General features: G+C 58.5%; 22 protein-coding genes and 2 pseudogenes. 17 read left to right on the forward strand and 7 right to left on the reverse strand.

Annotated elements, in window-relative coordinates:
• The first annotated feature begins 133 nt into the window (after positions 1-133).
• The 3 genes from RJT48_RS10110 to RJT48_RS10120 all read left to right on the forward strand — a co-directional run bounded on the left by RJT48_RS10110 (position 134) and on the right by RJT48_RS10120 (position 3,079).
• Positions 134-1,123 carry an ester cyclase gene (locus tag RJT48_RS10110; RefSeq protein WP_311172158.1) on the forward strand — a complete coding sequence of 330 codons (990 nt, stop codon included), beginning with the start codon at positions 134-136 and terminating at the stop codon, positions 1,121-1,123.
• Between the two features lie 203 nt (positions 1,124-1,326).
• Positions 1,327-1,806, forward strand: coding sequence for an ester cyclase (locus tag RJT48_RS10115; protein WP_311172159.1), 480 nt, complete (start codon positions 1,327-1,329; stop codon positions 1,804-1,806).
• 115 nt (positions 1,807-1,921) lie between these two features.
• The gene (locus tag RJT48_RS10120) at positions 1,922-3,079 is read left to right on the forward strand and encodes a cobalamin-independent methionine synthase II family protein (protein WP_311172160.1); all 1,158 of its coding nucleotides are present in this window, start codon (positions 1,922-1,924) and stop codon (positions 3,077-3,079) included.
• Between the two features lie 69 nt (positions 3,080-3,148).
• Here RJT48_RS10120 and RJT48_RS10125 read toward each other — a convergent pair whose 3' ends face one another.
• The gene (locus tag RJT48_RS10125; protein WP_311172161.1) at positions 3,149-3,895 is read right to left on the reverse strand and encodes an IclR family transcriptional regulator; all 747 of its coding nucleotides are present in this window, start codon (positions 3,893-3,895) and stop codon (positions 3,149-3,151) included.
• A gap of 465 nt (positions 3,896-4,360) precedes the next feature.
• On the opposite strand from RJT48_RS10125, the gene gcvT reads away from it, so the two are divergent.
• The 6 genes and pseudogenes from gcvT to RJT48_RS10155 all read left to right on the forward strand — a co-directional run.
• The gene (gcvT, locus tag RJT48_RS10130; RefSeq protein WP_311172162.1) at positions 4,361-5,458 is read left to right on the forward strand and encodes a glycine cleavage system aminomethyltransferase GcvT; all 1,098 of its coding nucleotides are present in this window, start codon (positions 4,361-4,363) and stop codon (positions 5,456-5,458) included.
• A gap of 61 nt (positions 5,459-5,519) precedes the next feature.
• Positions 5,520-5,894 carry a glycine cleavage system protein GcvH gene (gene gcvH, locus RJT48_RS10135; protein WP_311172163.1) on the forward strand — a complete coding sequence of 125 codons (375 nt, stop codon included), beginning with the start codon at positions 5,520-5,522 and terminating at the stop codon, positions 5,892-5,894.
• A 5-nt stretch (positions 5,895-5,899) separates the two neighbouring features.
• Positions 5,900-7,267, forward strand: a complete 1,368-nt coding sequence (gcvPA, locus tag RJT48_RS10140; protein ID WP_311172164.1) for an aminomethyl-transferring glycine dehydrogenase subunit GcvPA — start codon at positions 5,900-5,902, stop codon at positions 7,265-7,267.
• Positions 7,264-8,706, forward strand: a complete 1,443-nt coding sequence (gene gcvPB, locus RJT48_RS10145) for an aminomethyl-transferring glycine dehydrogenase subunit GcvPB (protein ID WP_311172165.1) — start codon at positions 7,264-7,266, stop codon at positions 8,704-8,706. The genes gcvPA and gcvPB overlap by 4 nt, the downstream gene beginning before the upstream one ends.
• A gap of 168 nt (positions 8,707-8,874) precedes the next feature.
• Positions 8,875-9,099 carry a hypothetical protein gene (locus tag RJT48_RS10150; protein WP_311172166.1) on the forward strand — a complete coding sequence of 75 codons (225 nt, stop codon included), beginning with the start codon at positions 8,875-8,877 and terminating at the stop codon, positions 9,097-9,099.
• 188 nt (positions 9,100-9,287) lie between these two features.
• Positions 9,288-9,893: pseudogene (locus RJT48_RS10155) on the forward strand (aldehyde ferredoxin oxidoreductase C-terminal domain-containing protein); the annotation flags it as partial.
• Positions 9,894-10,102: 209 nt separating this feature from the next.
• Here RJT48_RS10155 and RJT48_RS10160 read toward each other — a convergent pair.
• Positions 10,103-10,322: pseudogene (locus tag RJT48_RS10160) on the reverse strand (IS5/IS1182 family transposase); the annotation flags it as partial.
• Between the two features lie 113 nt (positions 10,323-10,435).
• Here RJT48_RS10160 and RJT48_RS10165 point away from each other — a divergent pair.
• The 4 genes from RJT48_RS10165 (at position 10,436) to RJT48_RS10180 (ending at position 12,989) form a co-directional block, all read left to right on the forward strand.
• Entirely contained in the window at positions 10,436-10,639 is a 204-nt protein-coding gene (locus tag RJT48_RS10165) for a hypothetical protein (RefSeq protein ID WP_311172167.1), read from the forward strand.
• A gap of 270 nt (positions 10,640-10,909) precedes the next feature.
• A complete protein-coding gene (locus RJT48_RS10170) occupies positions 10,910-11,485 on the forward strand; it encodes a TlpA family protein disulfide reductase (RefSeq protein WP_311172168.1) in 576 nt (191 codons plus the stop codon).
• A gap of 2 nt (positions 11,486-11,487) precedes the next feature.
• Entirely contained in the window at positions 11,488-12,252 is a 765-nt protein-coding gene (locus RJT48_RS10175; protein WP_311172169.1) for a cytochrome c biogenesis CcdA family protein, read from the forward strand.
• Positions 12,249-12,989, forward strand: coding sequence for a hypothetical protein (locus RJT48_RS10180; protein WP_311172170.1), 741 nt, complete (start codon positions 12,249-12,251; stop codon positions 12,987-12,989). Before RJT48_RS10175 ends, RJT48_RS10180 begins: the two co-directional genes overlap by 4 nt.
• Before the next feature lie 493 nt (positions 12,990-13,482).
• On the opposite strand, the gene RJT48_RS10185 is transcribed toward RJT48_RS10180, so the two are convergent.
• The gene (locus RJT48_RS10185; protein WP_311172171.1) at positions 13,483-13,830 is read right to left on the reverse strand and encodes a DUF5694 domain-containing protein; all 348 of its coding nucleotides are present in this window, start codon (positions 13,828-13,830) and stop codon (positions 13,483-13,485) included.
• A gap of 514 nt (positions 13,831-14,344) precedes the next feature.
• On the opposite strand from RJT48_RS10185, the gene RJT48_RS10190 reads away from it, so the two are divergent.
• Positions 14,345-15,202, forward strand: coding sequence for an SDR family oxidoreductase (locus RJT48_RS10190; RefSeq protein ID WP_311172172.1), 858 nt, complete (start codon positions 14,345-14,347; stop codon positions 15,200-15,202).
• 80 nt (positions 15,203-15,282) lie between these two features.
• Here RJT48_RS10190 and RJT48_RS10195 read toward each other — a convergent pair whose 3' ends face one another.
• The 4 genes from RJT48_RS10195 to RJT48_RS10205 form a co-directional block, all read right to left on the reverse strand.
• A complete protein-coding gene (locus RJT48_RS10195; protein WP_311172173.1) occupies positions 15,283-16,566 on the reverse strand; it encodes a DUF6498-containing protein in 1,284 nt (427 codons plus the stop codon).
• A gap of 169 nt (positions 16,567-16,735) precedes the next feature.
• Positions 16,736-17,032: a DUF7521 family protein gene (locus RJT48_RS20630; RefSeq protein ID WP_345784746.1), complete on the reverse strand. Its 297-nt coding sequence runs from the start codon at positions 17,030-17,032 to the stop codon at positions 16,736-16,738.
• The gene (locus tag RJT48_RS10200) at positions 17,029-17,352 is read right to left on the reverse strand and encodes a hypothetical protein (protein ID WP_311172174.1); all 324 of its coding nucleotides are present in this window, start codon (positions 17,350-17,352) and stop codon (positions 17,029-17,031) included. Before RJT48_RS10200 ends, RJT48_RS20630 begins: the two co-directional genes overlap by 4 nt.
• A 1-nt stretch (position 17,353) precedes the next feature.
• Positions 17,354-17,695 (reverse strand): helix-turn-helix domain-containing protein, encoded by a 342-nt coding sequence (locus RJT48_RS10205; protein WP_311172175.1) that lies wholly within the window; start codon positions 17,693-17,695, stop codon positions 17,354-17,356.
• A gap of 99 nt (positions 17,696-17,794) precedes the next feature.
• On the opposite strand from RJT48_RS10205, the gene RJT48_RS10210 reads away from it, so the two are divergent.
• The 3 genes from RJT48_RS10210 to RJT48_RS10220 all read left to right on the forward strand — a co-directional run bounded on the left by RJT48_RS10210 (position 17,795) and on the right by RJT48_RS10220 (position 20,338).
• Positions 17,795-18,754 carry a CPBP family intramembrane glutamic endopeptidase gene (locus RJT48_RS10210; protein WP_311172176.1) on the forward strand — a complete coding sequence of 320 codons (960 nt, stop codon included), beginning with the start codon at positions 17,795-17,797 and terminating at the stop codon, positions 18,752-18,754.
• A 19-nt stretch (positions 18,755-18,773) separates the two neighbouring features.
• Positions 18,774-19,109: an ArsR/SmtB family transcription factor gene (locus RJT48_RS10215; RefSeq protein WP_311172177.1), complete on the forward strand. Its 336-nt coding sequence runs from the start codon at positions 18,774-18,776 to the stop codon at positions 19,107-19,109.
• Positions 19,110-19,402: 293 nt separating this feature from the next.
• Positions 19,403-20,338 carry a hypothetical protein gene (locus RJT48_RS10220; RefSeq protein ID WP_311172178.1) on the forward strand — a complete coding sequence of 312 codons (936 nt, stop codon included), beginning with the start codon at positions 19,403-19,405 and terminating at the stop codon, positions 20,336-20,338.
• Positions 20,339-20,915 lie beyond the last annotated feature (577 nt).

Here is a 20,915-nt window from a genome sequence, read left to right on the forward strand (position 1 = left end):
CCGCCATCCGGCGTGGGAGTTCACGCATACCGGATAGCAGCCTTCCCGTCGGATCAGAGTCTGTTCACCCCGACAGGAAACGCCAACCGATACTTACTTTATCGCATTACCCACCAACCTAGGTGAGAGTCATATGACGAGCGAACGCAAGCGGCTGGTCCACGAGTTTTCACAGGCGATTCACGACGCGACGGCAGCGACCGTCGGAGAGCTCCTCACCGAGTATTATCACCCTGACGCGGAGTGGCACGGCCCCGAACCGATCAACGCGGTCGAAGGCACCGACGCGATAGCCGACGCCTACTGGGAACCGCTCCTCGAGTCGTTCCCCGACCTCGAAAAGAACGATTACATCCTGTTCGCCGGTGAGTTCGAGGGCGGCGAATGGGTCTGTGCGACGGGTAATCTCGTGGGGACGTTCGAGAACGACTGGCTCGATATTCCCGCCACCGGGCACGCGACGTGGCTTCGATACGGCGAGTTCCACCGGGTCGAAGACGGACAGATCGCCGAAACCCGACTGCTCGTCGACGTTCTGGACGTGATGCGCCAGGCCGGCTATCGGTTCGTTCCGGCGCTCGCTCCGGAAGTCGTGATTCCCGGACCGACGACGCAGGACGGCGTCCTCCTCGACGAACAGGACGACGGGGAGTCCCAAAAGACGCTCGACGTGGTCGAGGGGATGATCGACGGGCTTCACGATTACGAGGAGGAGGGACTGGACGGAATGGGTCTCGAGAAGTTCTGGCACGAGGACTTTATGTGGTACGGACCGGGGGGAACCGGCACGACCCGCGGCATCGATGGATTCCAGGAGTACCACCAGGCGCCGTTTCTCAACGCGTTCCCCGACCGTGAGGGCGGAGACCACGTCGCCCGGTTCGCCGAGGGCCACTACTGTGCTTCGACGGGCTGGCCGTCAGTCAGGGCGACGCACCTGGGCGACGGGTGGATGGGTCTCCCGGCGACCGACGATCCGGTCGAGATGCGGGTGATGGACTTCTGGCGGCGGGAGGGCGATCGCCTCGCCGAAAACTGGGTCTTCATCGACAAGATCGATCTGCTCCAGCAGATTGGCGTCGACGTCTTCCAGCGGCTTCGCGACGACCGACAGCACTTCTGAACGTCGGCGGATTACGACACCTCGCTGGATCCATTCGGTTCGGACGCCACGAGACTCGATACAGGATCAGCGCAATCTTTAAGAACCAAGATGCAGACCAGAAAGTAGGGTTCAGTAGTGACACAATCAGTTCTCAGCGCTGTAACAGGTTCTAAGACCGGCATCGATCACCGGATAGCGTACGCTGCCACGGGAGGGTGGCAATGACAGAAGACTGGCGCACGGCGGACGAACTCGACGTCGAGCGGATGATCCGACAGAGCACCCGAGAGATCTGGGACGAGAAGCTCGTCGGGAAGATATACGAGTACTACGCCGACGACGTGGTCGTCCACGGCGGCGGCGGAGATATCGTCGGCTCCGAGGCGCTCGTCGAAGACACCTTGGCCCGCCTGAACGCCTTTCCCGAGACGGAGATGAACATCGAGAAGATCATCTGGGAGGGGAATCCCGAAGACGGATACTACACGTCGATGGTGCGGACGATCACCGCCGAGAACGTCGGCCCGACCGAGTACGGACCGCCGACCGGGAAGACGATGGAGGACAATCTCGGCATCGCGAACTGTCTCATCCAGAAAGTCGACGGCGAGTGGAAATACGTCGAAGAGTGGATCGCATACGACAAACTGGGGTACATCAAGGCCGTCACTCCGGACGACGATCCCATCCACGACTACTGAGCGGACTCGCGAACTAAATGGTATCAAACGTTTGTCGGATCAGGGCCTCCGACACCTCCGCAGTTATCCGGGTGCACGGGAACCCGTGCAATTTCACGACGAGTCCTCACAGCGTATGAAGCAAAGCGACGAGCGTATTCTGACGACTCACGTCGGGAGCCTCCCCCGGACGGAGCAGTTGATCGAGTTACTGCATCGACGAGGGGAAGGAAACGAGATCGATCGAAACGAACTCGACGACGCGATCAGGGATGCGACGATGCGAGCTGTCGAAAAGCAGGCCGAAGTCGGCATCGACATCGCCAACGACGGGGAGCAGTCTCGTCCGGGCTTTCACATCTACGTCGCCGAGCGTCTGGAGGGCTTTAGCGAGCAGACGATTCCCCGTCCGCTATGGGCGGACGTCGAAGACTTCCCCACCTATGCCGGCAAAGCGTTCCCGGATATCGTCTCCGAGGCTCAAACCAGGCCGGTAGCCGTCGACGATCTCCGGTACGTCGATGAGTCGTTCGTCGATACGGAGATCGAACGGTATCGACAGACGCTCGAACGTACCGACGTGGAGTTTGCGGAGGCGTTTGTGACCGCCGCATCACCGGGAGTCATCGCTTCTTCAGTGGGGAACGAGTACTACGACTCGAACGACGAGTTCACCTTCGCGCTGGCCAGAGAGATGCGAAACGAGTACGAACGGATCGCCGACGAGGGGATGGTCTTACAGATCGACGCCCCGGACCTGCTTTCCGAGCGGCACCGGAAGTTCACGGACCTCTCTCTCGAGGAATTCAAAGCCACTGCCCGTCGGCGTATCCAGGCGATCAACGAAGCCACGCGGGACATTCCCGGGGAGCAGATCCGGTTGCACACCTGTTGGGGCAACTACGAAGGGCCGCATCACAGAGACGTCCCTCTCGAAGACGTCCTCCCGATTCTCTACGAGGCCGACGTCGGGGGGTTGTTGATCGAGTATGCCAACCCCAGACACCACCACGAGTGGCGGGCGTTCGAGGAACATCCACTCCCGGACGACTGGCGATTGGCTCCGGGCGTCGTCGACGTCAAGACGAACATCATCGAGCACCCACAGACGGTCGCAGACCGTCTCTGCAAGTGGGCAGAGGTGGTGGGGGACCCCACACGGATACTCGCGGCTCCCGACTGCGGTCTCGCGACGCTGGCAGGTCACCACGTGGTCGACCCGGAGATAGCCTGGGCCAAATTAGAGACGCTCTCGCAGGGCGCTGACAACGCGAGCCAGCGACTGTTCTCTTGATTTCCCCTGACCGAGAGGAGTTCTCGCCGCCGATACCGATGAGAACCGAGACGCGGGCGATAGCAGTCCCTATTGCGATGCGATTTCGGTTTCGATCCGTGAGACAGTCTCGCGTAACTCCGGGACGATCTGTTCTTCCGAGAGTCGATAGGGCGGACCCGACACGTCGAGCGAACCCAGTACACTCCCGTCGGGGTTTGTGATTGCCGTCCCAATAGCCATCAGTCCCTCGAGCGCCTCCTGTCGGTTGACTGCGTAGCCTCGTTCGCGTGTCCGTTCTAGTTCCGCGTACAGTTCCTCTCGGCACCCTATCGTATTCTCGGTTTCCTCGGGGAGCCCCCAGCGATCGATCACCCTATCGACACGCTCACGCGACCACTCTGCGAGCATCGCTTTGCCGCTCGCAGAGTTGTGCATATGGAAGTATCTCCCCACTTGGAAGCCCTCTTTTGCAGCGTCGTTGTTTTCGTCGAATATGATGACCGAACGGCCGTGCTCGGTTATGGCGAATGCGACCTCTTCGTTGAGTTGGTTGCTCAGTTTGTGGGCGTGCCGTCGAACGATTCCGTACTCGGGCTTTCGCTGCCGCGCCTGCTCTCCCAGGTGAAAGAACTTGATTCCCAGATGGAATTCGTTGCCCTCCTTCACGAGGAGTTCGTGGTTACGAAGGGTCGTCAGGTGGGCGTGGATGGTGCTGTTGGCCAGATCCAGTTCTGCGGCAATCTCATTCATCCGGGCACCATCCAAACGGTTGATCACATCAATCACCCGGAGTGAGGTAGCAGTCGTCGTTAGTTCACGTCCGTGGTCCAGCATAGTAGATTGTTGATCGGAAGAGTATATAAACGTTCACGAGAACCGAATATTTCGGGGATTCGCACTGTGTACGTTCCGTGGCGAGCGCCGTTCCGGGAGCGGATACTTGGATGTGAATTGTAGGACGGAGAGTAAATGCACGATTGCGGACAAAATCTCACAAAAACAGCTACCTGTACAGTTGCTGTTTTCGGCAAGCGTGAATCTGCCGGCAGTCTCGATCGAACCGCGAGCAACGTACGAACCTCCGCACATATCTGTGAGTCTCCAGATTCGCCGTAGACAGGCTGGAAACGCGGAATTTGATTCGAATCGTGGTGCAGACAGACCTGGACTGGATCCGGAGTCTCAACCTGATCGAGGGAAATATTCACACATAGTGATAGACCAGGGCGACAAAATGAAATAAAAATAAATTATTCGAGTCAAAAACGCATATATACTTGAAGATTCGTAGTATTTGCTGTGTCACCTAACCAACCGCCGCTGTACGAAGCTCACCTCCGAGCGGGCGCGGACTTCACAGACTTCGGAGGGTGGGAGATGCCCGTTTCGTTTGACTCGATCCGCGCGGAACACCGGGCTGTTCGAGAAGACGTCGGGCTGTTCGACGTGAGTCATATGGGGCAGCTGGTCGTCGATGGGCCGGGGGCGGAGATGTTGTTGCACCGGCTCACCCCAAGCGATGTTCGAGGTGTCGAGCCGGGCGAGGCGGTATACACGTGTTTCCTCCGGTCAGATGGTATCATCATCGACGACATCGTCGTCTATGACCATCCGGAAGAAAGTGAGTACGTCGTTGTTCCGAACGCCGGACACGACGAGCACCTATTCGGTCGGCTGCGTGAGCACGCTGCTCGTTGGGATCTGGACGTAACGATCGCGAACCGAACCGCCGAAACCGGAATGATCGCCGTACAGGGCCCCGAAGCAATCGACCGGGTCAATACGGAGGCAAATGGGCGGATCGACGAGTTGGATCCGTTCACATCGATGGCAACAAATTTAGGGGACGTCGAGTGTCTCGTGGCTCGAACGGGATACACCGGCGAAGATGGCGTCGAGATTCTCTTCCCAGCCGAGGAGGCAACGGCGGTCGATCGGCTGTTCGAGGACACCAAGCGCTGCGGACTCGGGGCGCGAGACACCCTCAGACTCGAAACTGGCCTGCTGCTCTCCGGACAGGACTTTCACCCCGAAGAGGAACCGCACGACCCGTTCGAGGCAGGTATCGGATTCGTCGTCGACTTTGACGATCGAGACTTCGTCGGTCGGTCGGCGCTGGAAGGAGCCACGGACGGTGAGATCACCGAACAACTCGTCGGGCTGCGCCTCGATGAGCGAGCGATCGCCCGTCACGGACACCAGATCTCCGCCGATGGCGACCAGATCGGTCGGGTGACCAGTGGGACGATGAGTCCCACGCTGGAGATTCCTATCGCCCTCGGGTACGTGGATTCTGATTTTGCAACTGTCGGAACCGATCTGGCCGTAAGGATCCGTGATCGGACCGTCGAGGCGACCGTCGTCGACACACCGTTCCTCGAATCGTGTACAGAGTAATGATAGTTGAACACACACCCGATCCAGAAATGAACGACAGCGTTCAGGAACCGCAAAGACGATGACGTACGAAACACCCGCCGATTTACAGTATACCGACTCACACGAGTGGATCGACGACCGCGAAGAGGCCCTGCGAATCGGGATCAGTGACTTCGCACAGGACGAACTCGGTGACGTCGTGTTCGTCGAACTCCCGGCGGAGGGAGACACCCTACAGGAAGGTGAGGCCTGTGCCGTCGTAGAGAGTATCAAGGCCGTCTCGGACATCTACACACCAGTTTCAGGGACTGTAACTGCGACGAACGATGCTGTCCGCGACCGACCGGAACTACTCAACAGCGATCCGTACGGCGATGGCTGGCTCTTCGAGGTCGACGGACAGGCTCCCGACGACGCGCTCGATGCAGACGACTACCGCAAACAGATCGAATAACGCCAATGCAACAGACACAGGACGACAGAACGGATCAGCCGTATAATCCGGACGAATCGAGCCCCTTCGCTCCACAGACGCCCCAGGACGTGGAAGCGATGCTCTCGGCGATCGGTACCGACAGCGTCGAAGAACTGTTCGACGTCCCGGAGGCGGTCGCGTTCCGGGGGAGCTTCGATATCGAGGCGAAATCGGAGTACGAGGTCAGAAGCGAAATCGAGGGCCTGCTCGGACGGAACGCGGACCGGACGGAGTTCCTCGGGCGCGGCCACTACGATCATTACGTGCCGTCGGTCGTCGACTACCTCTCGCTGCGTTCGGAATTTCTGACCTCCTACACGCAGTACCAGCCGGAGACCTCTCAGGGGTTCCTCCAGGCGCTCTTCGAGTTCCAGTCGATGATCGTCGAACTGACCGGACTGGACGTCGCCAACTGCTCGATGTACGACGCCGCGACCGCGCTCGGCGAGGCGGCTATGCTCGCCGCGCGCGTCCGAGAGACCAGCGGGTCGCGCGTACTCGTCCCCGAGACGGTCCGTTCGGAGCGACAAAGCGTGTTAGAAAACTACGCCGACGGTGCGGAGTTGACGGTGGAGACGTATCCGCTGGACGCGGGGAACACCGACCTGGACGCGCTTTCGGAACAGATCGACGAGGACGTCGTGATGGTGTACGCCGAATCACCGACGGCCCGGGGAGCGATCGAGGAGCAACTGTCGGCGGTCGCGGCTCTCGCGGACGACCACGAGGCGGCCTTCTGCCTCGGATCGGATCCGGTCGCACTGGCGCTTTTGAAGGAGCCGGTTGCTGTCGGTGCGGACATCGTCATCGGCGATGCGAGCGTCCTCGGCCTCTCGGCCAGCCACGGAATGGGGCTCGGCCTGTTCGCCGTCAAAGAGGCGTATCTCCGACAGGTCCCCGGACGACTCGTCGGCATAAGCGAGACGGACGACGGGCGGCGTGCATATACCCTGACGCTCCAAACTCGGGAACAGCACATCCGGAAGGAGCGTGCGACCTCGAACATCTGTACGAACCAGGCGTGGGTCGCGCTGCGAACGGCAATTCACATCGCCTCGCTCGGCGCGTCCGGCCTCGCTGAGCTCGCCGAGCAGTGCGTGATAAATGCGTCCGAGGCCGCCGCTCGACTCGATGCCGTCGATGGCGTCTCGGCGCCGGTCGACGACCGTCACCATTTCCGTGAGTTCGTCGCACGGACGGACCGTCCCGCCACCGAGGTGGTATCGGAACTGGCCGATCAGGGCTTCCTCGTCCACGAGGTCAGCGAGTTCGAAATCCAGGTATGCGTGACAGAGACCAACAGCGGTGAGTTGGACGATCTGGTCGCGGCCGTTCGGGAGGTGCTCGGATGAACTACCGACAGGCCACCTGGGAGCGAGAGACCGACAGCGGCGAGGCGGTCAACGAACCGCTCCTGTCGGAAAAGCGGATGCAGACCGTTTCCTACGACGACGTCGACCTCCCCGACGAGCTGGTCCGCGAGGAACTGACCCTCCCCGAACCGGCCGAACCCGAGGTCGCGAGCCACTACACCCGGCTCTCGCAGATGAACTACTCGGTCGAACACGGCCCCTATCCGCTGGGCAGTTGTACGATGAAGTACAACCCCAAGTTCATCGAGGACGTCGCCGCGTTGGAGGACGGTGCGATTCACCCCGACCGTCCCGACGAGTACGCACAGGGAACCCTCGCGGTCCTCCACGGACTCCAGGAGTATCTGGCGGAGATCGGGGGAATGGAAACCGTCACCCTGCAACCGCCCGCCGGGGCGGCGGGGGAGTTCACCGGTCTCCTCGTGGCGCGCGCGTATCACCGGTCGAACAACGAAGACGACGAGCGTCGAGAGGTGATCGTGCCCGCATCGGCACACGGCACGAACTTCGCCAGTGCGGCGATGGCCGGCTACGACGTCGTCGAACTCCCGAGCAACGAGGACGGTCGGGTGCCCGTCGAAGTACTCGAAGAGGCCGTGGACGATTCGACAGCAGCGCTGATGCTGACGAACCCGAACACGCTCGGCCTCTTCGAGCGCGATATCTCCGAGATCGCCGACACTGTCCACGAGGCGGGCGGCTTACTGTACTACGACGGCGCGAACCTCAACGCGTTGCTCGGGCGTGCTCGCCCCGGCGATATGGGGTTCGATATTATGCACTACAACGTACACAAGACGTTCGCATCGCCTCACGGCGGTGGTGGTCCGGGAGCGGGACCGATCGGAGTTGTCGAAGAACTCACCGAGTTCCTCCCCGACCCCCACGTTCGCGAGACCGACGAGGGGTCCTTCGAGTTCTACGAGCCCGATGAGAGCATCGGAAAGGTCCACGGTTTCAACGGCAACTGGCTAGTGCTGTTGAAGACCTACGCGTACATTTCGCGACTCGGCGATGGCGGATTGAAAGACACCTCCGCGATGGCCGTCCTGAACGCCAACTATCTGGCCTCTCAGATCGACATCGACATCCCGTACGGGCCGTTCCACCACGAGTTCGTCGCCAGTGCCGGTGACGTCGACGCGGCGGAGTTTGCGAAAGGAATGCTCGACGAGGGAGTCCACCCACCGACGACCAAGTGGCCGGAGATTGTCGAGGAGGCGTTGATGACCGAACCGACGGAGGCGTTGAACAAGGAAGACCTCGACGTGTTGGCGGAGGCGTTCACCGCGACCAGTCGAAAAACGCCGGAAGAGCTCTCGGAGGCACCCACGACGACTGCGGCCGCACGTATCGATCAGACGAGTGCCGCGCGGAATCCGCGACTCTCTTGGCGGCACGTAGAGGACGACGACTGAGCGCTGCGACACTGATACTGATTACTCTCACTTGTTACCGCCGAGCGCCGTCCCCGTTGGCGGCGCTCGGCGGTAAGAGACGAGAGTAATCAGTATGAGGCTATAGTCGTGGGCGGCGGTTCGGCCGGGAACGCCGCTGCGGTCCGAGCGGCCTGATATGACCTTGAGGTGACGCTCGTCGAGATGGATGTGCTCTCCGTGACCCGTCTCAACCGCGGCTGCACCCCTTCGAGGGCGCTGATTGCGGCGGCGAACGTCGCCTACGACGCCCCGACCGGGTCAGAGACGGGAATAGCGGCCGAAATCGACGTCGACTCCCACCGAATGGCTGACAACGGGCGGACTTTCGGACGCGATACACTCTCACCCGACGCTGTCGGAAGCAATTCGTGATGCCCCAGCCAACGAACGGGAGCTGGATATCCATACGCTCAATTGATGAAACGCCTCTGCGCTGTTGTATGGGCCGCGTTAAGTTAGAGGAGGAGGCGGAGGAATTCTGAGTGTTTATATTATAATTCAGTCATTTTAGTTATTATATAGGCTAGTCGACTTGTCGTCCGTCGAGCGAACACGGCGACGCGGGACTCGTGCACGATACGGTCCGCAAGATCGCTTATCGTGAGGGGATCGGCGACGTACTCGCCGAGGGCATCGCGCGGAGTCACGAGGAGCTCGGAGTAGCGAACTGGACCTCAAAGGGACTGGAGTTCCCGGCGCACGAGGGGAGGGTCTGTAACGGACAAGCTCTGTCGTACGCGACGTCAAACCACGGTGCAGACCACAACTATTCGGCCTTTTTCGTTCGGGAGTACCCGCTCGTCTCCAGCGACCAAGCGCTCCCACCGCAAGGGTTCAAGAACGACAAACCCGCCGAAGTCATCAAACACGAGAACCTCAGGGCGCTTATGGACTCAGGAATAATTTGTCAGTTCTCCAGGAGTATGATGAATAGTGATAGGTACGAGCGCTTGTTCCGCGAGGCTTACACGAACCTTTTGCAGATCGGTGCGAAGGTCGTGGAACTGGAACGCCACTTCAACAACGAACGGGGGTTCACCCGAAGCGATGATACGCTGCCCTACGAGATCGACGGAATGGAGAGTGCGCTCGCCGAATATTACGATCTCCGCGGGTGGAACGCTGACGGGACTGTCCCGAAGGGCGGCACCGTAACATCGCTGTAGCCGCAAATCAACTTGCAATTGCAGGAGACGATGACCTTACTCGGTGAACACCTCTGACTATCTCAATCAGGGCTCACAGTCGGATCGACACCGCTCACTCAGTTCGGCGACCGAATAACTTGCTCCACAGTCATCAAACGGGACCTAGATATCGAGCAGGACGTTGAAATCCCCTAATTCGTGCTCTAGTGAATAGATTTTCACTACTCTGGCGCAATCTGGGCATCGGCTTTCGTGTCGTCGTCACGTGAATGTCGAGAACGGCGTTGGTCGCTGTATCGACCAACAGCGTTGTCTTCAACTGCTGGATGTGAGATTCGTTCGCTTCGTGTAGTGAGTTGGTGCCTACGCCCGCTCAAACCCGGACGCATCGGTACCGGTGACACCGGTCAGCGGCAAATCTCCGAGCGAGACGTTTAACAGAACCCGTGAATGTATCTGTACTTCGTGGCACCCAGTGGAGCGTCTCCTCAGGAAGCCTTCCTACAACAGCTCTTTGAGTTTTGAGTGGGTTCTTGCCCTTGACGTTCCTATAACGGCGTATGGTGTCGCAGTTGAGTATTCCGCTCTATCCGATCTTTATCGTGGCCGCCGACATCGGACTTGCTGGAGTACTTTTTGTGGTTGCCCCACTGCTCGGAGTACTGATGGCTACCGCTGCTCTGTTAGTTCTCGCGGCAGTGGCATTTCAAGCGCAGAGACTCGACTCGTTTTGGCTACAGCCGGAAATCCCTCGTAATGGCTGATGTATCGTACCGCAAGCAATCTTCCCGTGGTTTCATTGGTAATGTATCGGTGTGGAATTCGCTGAATCTCGGCACCCAGCTATAGTAGCGTTTGCAACTGATTACTCATTCGATCGCACGGCGTCGAGCGATCGTGTGAGCGAAGACTTCCAAACGCTACTATAAGAAGAGATATTTCGATACCGCCCACGGAAATGTTTCTATGAATTAAATCGGTATTGCAGCCTTCAGTCGAATGATTAAGCCCGGCTCGCTATCTCACCGATGACTATGCCCTCCAGTCAGCGTCGATCATTCCTCGGGACAGTGAGTACTGCGATTGGACTCAGCCTCGCCGGGTGTGCTGGCTTGCAGTCCTCCGGTGCGGACACACCTAGCAAAAAGACAGAGTCTCCGGCCGAGACACCTACTGAGTCCGACCCGCTTGCGTTGCCGTCCGTCGTCACGCGGGACGGGTTCCCTGATGGGGACGTGGTTCTCAAACCGGATGGGAAAATCGTCCTGTTGAATTTCTTCACAACGTGGTGCCGGCCGTGTCAGGAAGAGATGCCAGCATTTCGGCAGTTACGTGCGGAATACGATTCATCGAAACTACATATGGTCTCGATCACGCCGGAAGTGGATGAGATGTTGATCCGGGAGTTTTGGCGCGAGTACGAGGGGACGTGGCCGGTTGTCACCGATCCAGCGTTAGCTGCGACCGACCGGTGGAACGCAAACAGCTACCCAACTAATCTCGTGTTCGAAAGGGACGGATCCCCCGCGACAGGAGACAGTCCGACGGTCCGGGCACGTACGTACGAGGAGTTCGCGTCGATCATCGATCCGCTCCTCACGGAGTCCTAACGATGACCGGCCTCGCACCTTCCGCGTTGTTCGGATTGTCGTTTTCGGCGGGCGTCGCTACATTCTTCGCCCCGTGTGCATTTCCGCTGCTCCCTGGCTACCTCTCGTATTTCTTGAGTGATACGGTGTCCAAACCGGACGGCGGTCTGTCGACAGCCAGCACCACCCATCCGACAGCGGGGTCTGAGCTGAACGGGCTCGTCTCGTGGATCCGTCGGCCGCTTGCTCGTGCAGCGCTGTTGAGCGCGCTTGCGGGTCTCGGAATGACGGTCGTGTACGTTGGGTTGGCAGGGACGACAGCGTTTCTCGGCGCCCAGGCACTTGCGGACATCGCCATTCTCGAAGTGGTCGTCGGCAGTGTGTTCCTGATCACTGGCGGGGCGATGGCTGCCGGCTGGAAGCCTTCCTGGTCGACCGTCCAGTTACCCGCGCGAGAACGGTCGCTCGCGGGGTTCTTTTTGTTCGGCGTGCTGTACGCGGCGGCCGCAGCCGGGTGTACCGCGCCGTTGTTCATCGCGGTTGTCCTGCAGGGTATTGCTGCCGGACCAGCTCTCGGCATCGGTGCCGCGGTCTCCTATGCGCTCGGGATGAGTGCGATCTTAGCCGTTGTAACTGGCGTGACGGCGCTCGGCGGTGCCTCGATAACCACCACACTGAGTGCATATACAGCCCGGATTTATCGGATCGCAGGCGGGTTGCTTGCGGTATCAGGCGCCGCTGAAATCTATTATTTCTTCTATGGATTCCCCGAGGTGATCCCGCAGTGATCAACCGTCGTCTCATCCTCACGCTTGCTGTGTCAGCACTGCTTCTCACTGCAGGATGCGCGGGTACCCTCACCGCCGACTCGGACTCAAACGCAGCTGAACTCTCCGCCGACGATGTGACCGACACGTCTGTCCTGATCAAAGCACACACGGAGACGCTTCGGATGAACTCGTTCACCGTCCACGCCACCACGACAACGCGAGATCAAAACCGGACGTTCCGAATAAGGACCGAGCGAACCTGGCGCGTCGATCCGAGGCCGCCGGTTCGGGCGTGGACAACCAGTCAGTCAACGATTACCGGCAACGCGCCGGAGCGGTATGAACAGGCACCTGAGAGAATCTCGGCGTGGCGGCAGGGAAACACAACGACTGTTCGCGTCCAGTCAGGTGACGAGACTCGGACTCGAAACGCGGATCTGCTCAATACGTCGGTGCGGCTCAACCGCGCTCTGCACCGGCAGTTGCTTTTGCGAGTCAGCGAACGACAGAACACGACCGTTGAAACGGTAACGCGAAACGGCACTCGACTGTACCGAGTTCACGCCGACCTGAATGACACACACGTCACCTCGAACGGATCACTGACGCTGTTTGTCAACCCGAAAGGGTACGTCCAGCGTATCGAGACCACACAAACGGTTGAATACCGATCCGGGGCACGCATCGTTACTCGGACCGTCCGGTTCACTCAAGTTGGTGAGACTACAGTCGAGTCACCGGAGTGGGTAAACTGATCGCGTCTCTAGATGTTTCATACTATGGACTGTGACTATTTCAAGAAATTCGCGACCCCGGGATCGCGAAATGCTTCAGGGACTCACAGCCGACAGTATCAGTAGCACTGACGAGTCATACTACGAAGTCGAGGATACACTTAGCGGAAGACCCGCTCCGTATGCGGGATTCTATCTCAGTTCCTGACAGCGAAGTCGCCTCGCCGTATCCTCCCTGACTTCTCACGGCAGATATGTTGCCAGGAAATTAATGGCCCGGTCAAGTGTTTCATTGATTTTACTCTCCTCGCTGTCCGCATCTGTCTCGTCTTCAGAAGGTGACTGGCTCATATCTCGTTCTTTGAGTGACAGCGTCCTGTATCTTCGCCCGGAATGGCGTGAATAGTCTGATTAGCGATCGTTCCTTGAGAATATCACGTACTGGTTGCTGACGACATCTCAACAGAGTCGTTGAGTTTGGAAGAGAATTGTCCAATGCAGGGGCACGGACCCATTAGGCATCGAGATACGGACGAGGGTTCACAGGAGCCATCATCGGTGTGCCGGTCAGTATTTGTTTCAGTCCGGGAACGTGTGATGCGCCATACACAACTAATACCCGCTCGTCGTCTTCCTTCGGGACGCTCCAGAGATTCGAGGCGATACGCAGGTTTCGCTGGAACCACGCGCTCATAAGTTTCACCATCGCATACTCCCCCGAGTCGCTATGTTCAAACGCTGTCGCGTAGAGTGCCCGGTCGTTCATCCACGCGAACGATCCGGGGGCAGGTGCGTTCAGCCGCTTATAGTGATCCAAAAGCGATCCCTCGTCCAGCCGTTGTTGCTTTTCTTCGTCGGTCATCAGCGCGGTCAGGGCTCTCTTGTGGTCAACGGCAGCGATTGATTCGTGGTTGAGTTTATCAGCGAGTCGGAACCCGACCTGGACTATTGGTGACCTGGTTTGCGGTCACTGGCAATCTCGTCTTGACGCCCGTCTACCTCGTGGGCTTCGGGATGTACCTCTTCTCCTGTTGACGGTAGGAGTGCCGTATGGAACGTACCACTACGCGATTCGACGATATCGACGCTATCCGTTCGATTATAGTAGCGTTTGCAACTGATTACTCATCCGATCGCACGCTGTCGTGCGATCGTGTGAGCGAAGACTTGCAAACGCTACTATAATTGGCTCGTTGACGGCAACAGTCGTTCGTGAGACATCTTGTTCCGGTGGTTCCCAGAAAATCATAAGACAACAATGGCGTTGTGACAGAACCACCGCCTGTAGTCGCCTCCGCTCCTGAGTCGATCCCACTTTCGACCGAAATTCACACGGGTCTGCCGTTTGAATCCTGTAACGAGACGTGACAGCCAGCGTGGATACCCAGGTTGTGGTGCTGACAGGCGGGACGAGCGGCATCGGTCGCATCGCCGCGACAGAGCTTGCTGCACAAGGAATGATCGTTGCGGTTATCGGGCGCGACCAGACGCGCGGAGACACACTCGTCGCAGAGACGAATACGCTCGACGGCGATGTTCGATTTCATCAGTCGGACCTCGCATCGCAAGCAACGGTTCGGTCTCTTGCTGCGGAACTCCGCGAGACGTATGACCGGATTGACGCCCTCGTGCACAACGCTGGGCTCTCGTCTCGCCACCGATCGGAAACCGAGGACGGAGTCGAACTCACGTTCGCCGTGAATCACCTCGCTCCGTACCTACTGACACACGAACTACTCGATCGAATTCGAACCTCAGAACCAGCTAGAGTTGTCGTCACCGCCTCCGACATCCATCGCCGCGCGACGCTCGACTTCGACGATCTCGAATTCACCAACGGCTACGATTCGCTCCAAGCGTACGCCCGGTCGAAACTGGCTACCATCGCGTTCACGTTCGAGCTGGCCGAGCGACTCGAAGAAACCGAAATCACGGCGAACTGCTTTCACCCCGGCTTCGTCCCGTCGACGAACCTGTTCCGCGACGCCCCGATCTGGACACGAGCGATGATCCGAGCGGCAGCTATCATCCCCGGTATCGGCACCACTCAACAGGAAGGCGCACAGCGACTGCGTACCCTCGTCACAGCCCCGGAGTTCAGTGAACAAACCGGTACGTACGTCACCGGAGATGGGGTTTCGTCTCCCTCGTCAGAAGCATCCGATCCAGAGAATCGAGAGCGGCTCTGGGACATTAGCGCTGACCTCACAGGCGTCGATCCTCACTGGCCGTAGTCCGGAGATCGACGAATCCGAAGCGTGATCAATCAGAGATAGATCTCCGCTGGATCATTCTCAGTACCAGACTGCCCTCCCTACGTACTGTCCATTCGCTGAACACCGTCGGCACGACGGTCGAACACGTTGAGGATTGGTTCAGGGTCCTGTAAGTGTGGGAGCCGGAATTCCCGATCCGGACACTTGACGACGACTGTCGACGTATCGAGCCATCGGTGGAGCCGATCACATTCGACGGATAGTCCGGTTTCGTCCCACGGTTCGATTCGCCACAGGCGCGTCCGGAAGAGCTGATCGTACGCGACGATCGCCTCGTCGGACACGCGGTACTCGACGCCGCCGTGCCGTAAGCCGTAGTCGATTGTGAGGAGTCCCATTGAAACGAGGAGACTGGCGCCGACAAAGGCGAGAACGATGTCCCAGGCGCCTCCGAGCGCAAAGAGGATCGAAATGAGAAGGAGAGATCCGCCGGTGGCCAACGCACCGGGATGGCGTCGGACGTTCGTCGTCGACATCCCGCCGAACAGCCTCCCACGGAGAGTCGGTCGGAGTCGCTCGTCGACAGCACTCACGGGTTCGATCGGTTCGTCGGATGGTGGCTCGTACGCCCAGCCAAGTTCGAGCGCAGACGCTTCGTCGAAGGCAGTGAGCCGCTCGCGGTACAGTCCACCGAGGTCGAAGCTGAACTTCACGAGGACGATCCCGACGAGGATCGGCAAACCGACGAGTGCCGGATCGACGGCCGTGATCGGATCGTCGGATGCGACCGAGTCCGCGGCGAGCCCAACGAACGTCGCCGTGAGCAGCCCGCCGACTCCGATCACCGCGCCGCGGACGAAAATCCCCTGAATTGCCGTTTGGGCGCTGTGATCGCGGTATCCGTGTCGGTGGAAATACTCGATGAGCGTTGAGGCACCCTCGCTGAGAAAGATGCCGAACGAGGAGAGCACCACCATCTCCAGCGCATCCGATGCAAGCGTCTCGGGGCCGATTACTCCCACAGTCGTGAAACCAGCAAAGAACCAGACGAGCACGAAGATGGGAACGGCAACGGCGAGGACGGGCAGCGTTGAGAGCTGGATGCCGAGATCGGTGAACGGGATCGGGAGTGCGGTTCGCTTGCTCGCCAGCGCGCCGCCGATCAACGGATCGGAGTCGAACTCCGACGGCCGACCCGCAAACAGCGCTTTAATCACTGCCCAAAACGAGAGGATCCCGAGTTCGAACCAGTAGAGGAACACGAGCGCAGCGAGATCCCACCCCAGGGCAACAACGCCTACGAGCGGAAGCGCATTCGCAACGATAACGCCGATTGTCTCGGATGAAGGAGTGGCGTATTGTCTACCTTCGAGGGGGACCATCCTTCGAACGATCCGATTGACCGAGGCAAATATGTGGTGAAAGCCGTATCGTCTGCGATGGTTGTGAGATATTCTCGAATCGAATATAGTAGCGTTTGCAAGTCTTCACTCACACGATCGCACGACAGCGTGCGATCGGATGAGTAATCAGTTGCAAACGATACTATAACTATGCGACGATGATAGCGTACAACACGACACACAGGCCGATAACTGTCACGAGACCCCGTGCGAGCAAGACGACGCCGTTTCCGGCGCCGGTCATATCAGCGAGTAAAACCGCCACGTAAACGCCTGTCGTTAGCAGACCGATGCCGACAGCAAGCGCCCGCATCTTTGTAGAGCCATTTCGTCGGTACCCACGATAGGCCAGCGTAGCGACAAACAGGCCGACTACGGCAGTCATCCCACGGGCTACCGATACCACACTGAGCGGTTCCACGAAAAGCAAACTCTCTACTATCATCGCGTCTCACCGCCGTACACGGTCCATAGGATGGTTCCGAGGCCGAGTAGCTCACAGCCACTGACAAGTATCGAGCGTCCAACGGTCCCGATGTCGGTCGCTGTCGGCAATCCGACGCGAAGCAACTCAGGGACCGTGATCAAGAAGATGAGACCGACTGCGAGCCAAAGCATCCCGCGGCGAGCCGGTCCTCGACGGTAGCCACGAACCAGAACCACGGCGATAGTCAGCGAAAGCACTACCGAGATCACCGAGAGGACGAGTACCCCGAGTGCTACCAGCGGGTCAGTCCCAGTCGCCTCCAACTGTAATGAAAACATCTCAGGACAACCCCTCGAACAGATCTGTGAACCGGTCGGCAGGGTCGGTTGTCGAGCGCGTCACTGCTATTTCGTAGGTCCCATCAGCGAACGTGACGGAGACAGTCTCGACAGTGGCCGCATACCGTTTGTAGTGGTGGCCATCGGGGTCAAGTTCCTGCTTCTCAGTCACGAGGTCTGCCTCCTGCAACCGGCCGAGACGCCGATACGCCGTCGCATCGGACATCTCGCAGGCTGTACAAAGTTCATCGACTGACATCGGTTCGATTGTGAGGTGAACGAGGATCGCTCGGGCGTACTCGTCGTCGAGTAACGCCAAGATGGTATCCTCCTCCTCGTCCATACGTATTCCAGACTCGGGTGACAGTAAAAAACCCGTCACAGCTTCTGGGTCGGAAGTTGTGCCTGGGGTGCTACTTGTACCCGCCTCCTCGTGTCGTGTATGTCGTTACAATCGACTGTTGACCGCATACGACCGACCACCGTACGTGACGGAGTCCGTCGACTCCTCTGGCCGGTCTGGAACACTGAGCAACGTCGACTGCGTGCACCGCTCCGCGCGCTGCTGCCGACGGTACTAACGTTCGCTCTGCTCGCGGTACTTCAGACCGCGATCAGATCTAGGTTCGACCATCCAGTACGGGAATCCCTCGAATTGACGAGTATCGCCGTTATCCTAGTCGGAGCTGTGCTTCTCACTGCACGAGTCGTTGACCGGCGGCCCGTGAGTGGATTCGGCCTCTCGTTCGATAGAGAGTGGTGGCACTCGTTTGCCGTTGGGGGGCTCGTCGCCACAGCAATCAACGGCGGTGCACTGATTGTTTCTCTCGGTGCTGGCTGGGCCACGTTCACCGGGGTTATGCGCGGCTCTGGTGATCTCCCATTCGTGCCTGCGATGGCGCTCGTATTCGTGTATATCGCTCTCGCAGCCGCGTGGGAAGAGTTCGTCATCCGCGGAGCGATGTTGACGAATCTGGCCGAGGGGGCAAGTGGGCTCATTCCCCGGTGGATGGCCGTTGGACTCGCAGTGACGGTCAGCACGCTCGTGTTTGGGGTTCTGCACGGCGCGAAAGTAACACATTTCAGCCAGTATGGGTACTACCTCGTCGCAGGGCTGGTACTGAGTGGGGCCTACGTTCTGACCGGGGAGCTCGCTCTCAGTATCGGGTTTCACGTCTTCTATAATTTCACACAGAGCGCGATATTCGGGCTGGGACATTCACAGCGGACACCGGAGCTTCTAGCCGTTGATATCGTCGGCCCAGCGCGGTGGGTCGGAGAAGAAGGCCTCGTTTTCGTCGGCTTCGCCATCCTCGGCGGCTTACTCCTGATTGCGTATATCCGCTGGCGTAATGGATCGCTCGCACTCGACAACCGCATCCCCACCTATACAGGCCGGTAATTCACTTCAGGTGATACTTATGCCAACTGCATTTCCCTACCACACCCCCGTTGATCACACGCCGCGCAAACAGACGAACGTCATCGTCGACGACGAGACACAGACTGACGTGCTTCAAACGGTCTCCTCGGAAACGGCACAGCAGATACTAGCCACGCTTGACGAGGACCCAGCGACTACCTCGGATATTGCCGAGGCTATCGACACGTCCATCCAAAACGCCAAGTACCACCTCAAGCACCTCTGTGAAGCGGATCTCGTGGAAGCAGTAGACACGTGGTACTCCAAGCGGGGCGTCGAGATGACCGTCTACGCTCTCTCCGTCGAGGAGCTTGTCATTCAGTTAAAACAGTAGCGCGTGGTGTGCTTCCTGAGACGGAAATAGAGATTTTTGAGTTCGATTGTTGAGCACCGACGGAGAACTTGTTCTTGACTGAAACCCGAGTGAGACCTCTCGCTGACGTCGATCTGATATTCGAGGTTCTCGCCCCGTAAATTGTTCTCAATACATCAACACACACTCATACTCTCTCCACCATCCTCTCAAATCGTTTGTACTGTAGACACGTGAGGCGATCTTCACTGACGATGACAGCCGGAGACGACTCCAGACGACAGATTGACACCGGACGATTTGGAACGTCGAATATGGTCCTTAGCCGACGAACGGCTCTCCACCTCGCCGGAACGACCGCAGCTACGGCTCTCGCGGGCTGTGCATCGCTTACACCTGGTTCCTCTACGAATCAAAAGAACGAGTACAGACTCTCAGTCAATCCGGTCAACCAACCGCTTGTCGAATACGTTCTCTATCAACCGGGTGAAAGCGTATATGACCAGCCCGCTCACCGTGCTTTATCAGCGATCCTTCCAGATGGTCGACATACGACCTACGGCTACGAACCACTTCCCGAAGATGCGTACGTCGCTCACAGCGGACGGTACTACCAGACGAAAACCGTCGTTACCGGCGAACAGCGAATGGAACGGCCGTTCGTTCGGGTCACTCCAATACCTGAAGATCAAGTCCCCGAGAACGCCCCTGTCGTCGATTCTCTCGCTCGGCCCGTCGGCCGCGTGATCAAAATCCTCCACAGTTACGCCGTCACAAATGGGGAAAGCGGGAGTGCCGATCTGCTTCGTGATGATGCGTACGTGCTGCGGCGCCCGTACGAACTGGACAGTCGGTTGACCGGCGATCTCGATGGGCAAATCGTAACGATGGACTCGGACGGCCACTGGGCGTACCGGATCAACGTCGCTACTGAGCGCCTCTACGAACCAGCGTACACGACACTCGCACTTGAAGTCGCTGCCACGACGGACGCATTCCGTGATATCGCATTCGCTGCCAAAGTTGATATTCGACTCGATCCAGCCGAACTCGGCACATCCGTTCAACAGTTGCTAAATCAAGCCATCGCTCGAGATACGTATCGAGAAACGACTCCACTTTCGACGGAGTACATGAATTTGATCGACGCCCTTGACCTCGAACACGTCGAGACTGCCTCCAACGGACACCATCTCTGGTACGACGATACACTGTACCGATACAGCCTCTACATTAGCGATGCGAACTAACTATCACTCACATTCCTTACGAGAAACACCTGTGATTTACTATCTCCCGCGGTTTATATGACTACCTATGGTCTCTCTGCATACGCTCCGAAACACCCTCCTTGGCCGTGATGTCGCCATCACCTATGCGATTATCGTGGCACTATATCTCCTGAAATTCAATCCGCTCTAACCCCTGCAGATACCGTCCTACCTCTTGATTGTCGCCTACGATTTCGTTGAGGTAGCGCTTCCGTTCCTTGCTCCCTACTATCCAGTTGCGTTCCCCTTGTTCCTGTACATACTCGCTGCGAGTGGGGTGAAGATCACTCAGAGCCTTTGGGACACTGATGATGAACAGTCAGCCTGGCCGCAGATACTTGGCGGTGTCTGTGTTCTCATCGGAACCCTGTCACTCGGGTTCGCCGCGTTCGTCGGCGGCCCACTCATCTCCCCGACAGACAACCCTACACCGTTGGCTATTACCGGTGTGACGGGCATCATCTTTTTTGTGGCAGCCTGGTGGTTGCTCGGACGCCCGACCATACACTCACCCACTCCTATCTGAGCGAATGCATCGTCTCTCAGACTATAGTAG

The sequence above is a fragment of the Halobellus ordinarius genome (assembly GCF_031823395.1).
Classification (GTDB): Archaea; Halobacteriota; Halobacteria; order Halobacteriales; family Haloferacaceae; genus Haloquadratum; species Haloquadratum ordinarius.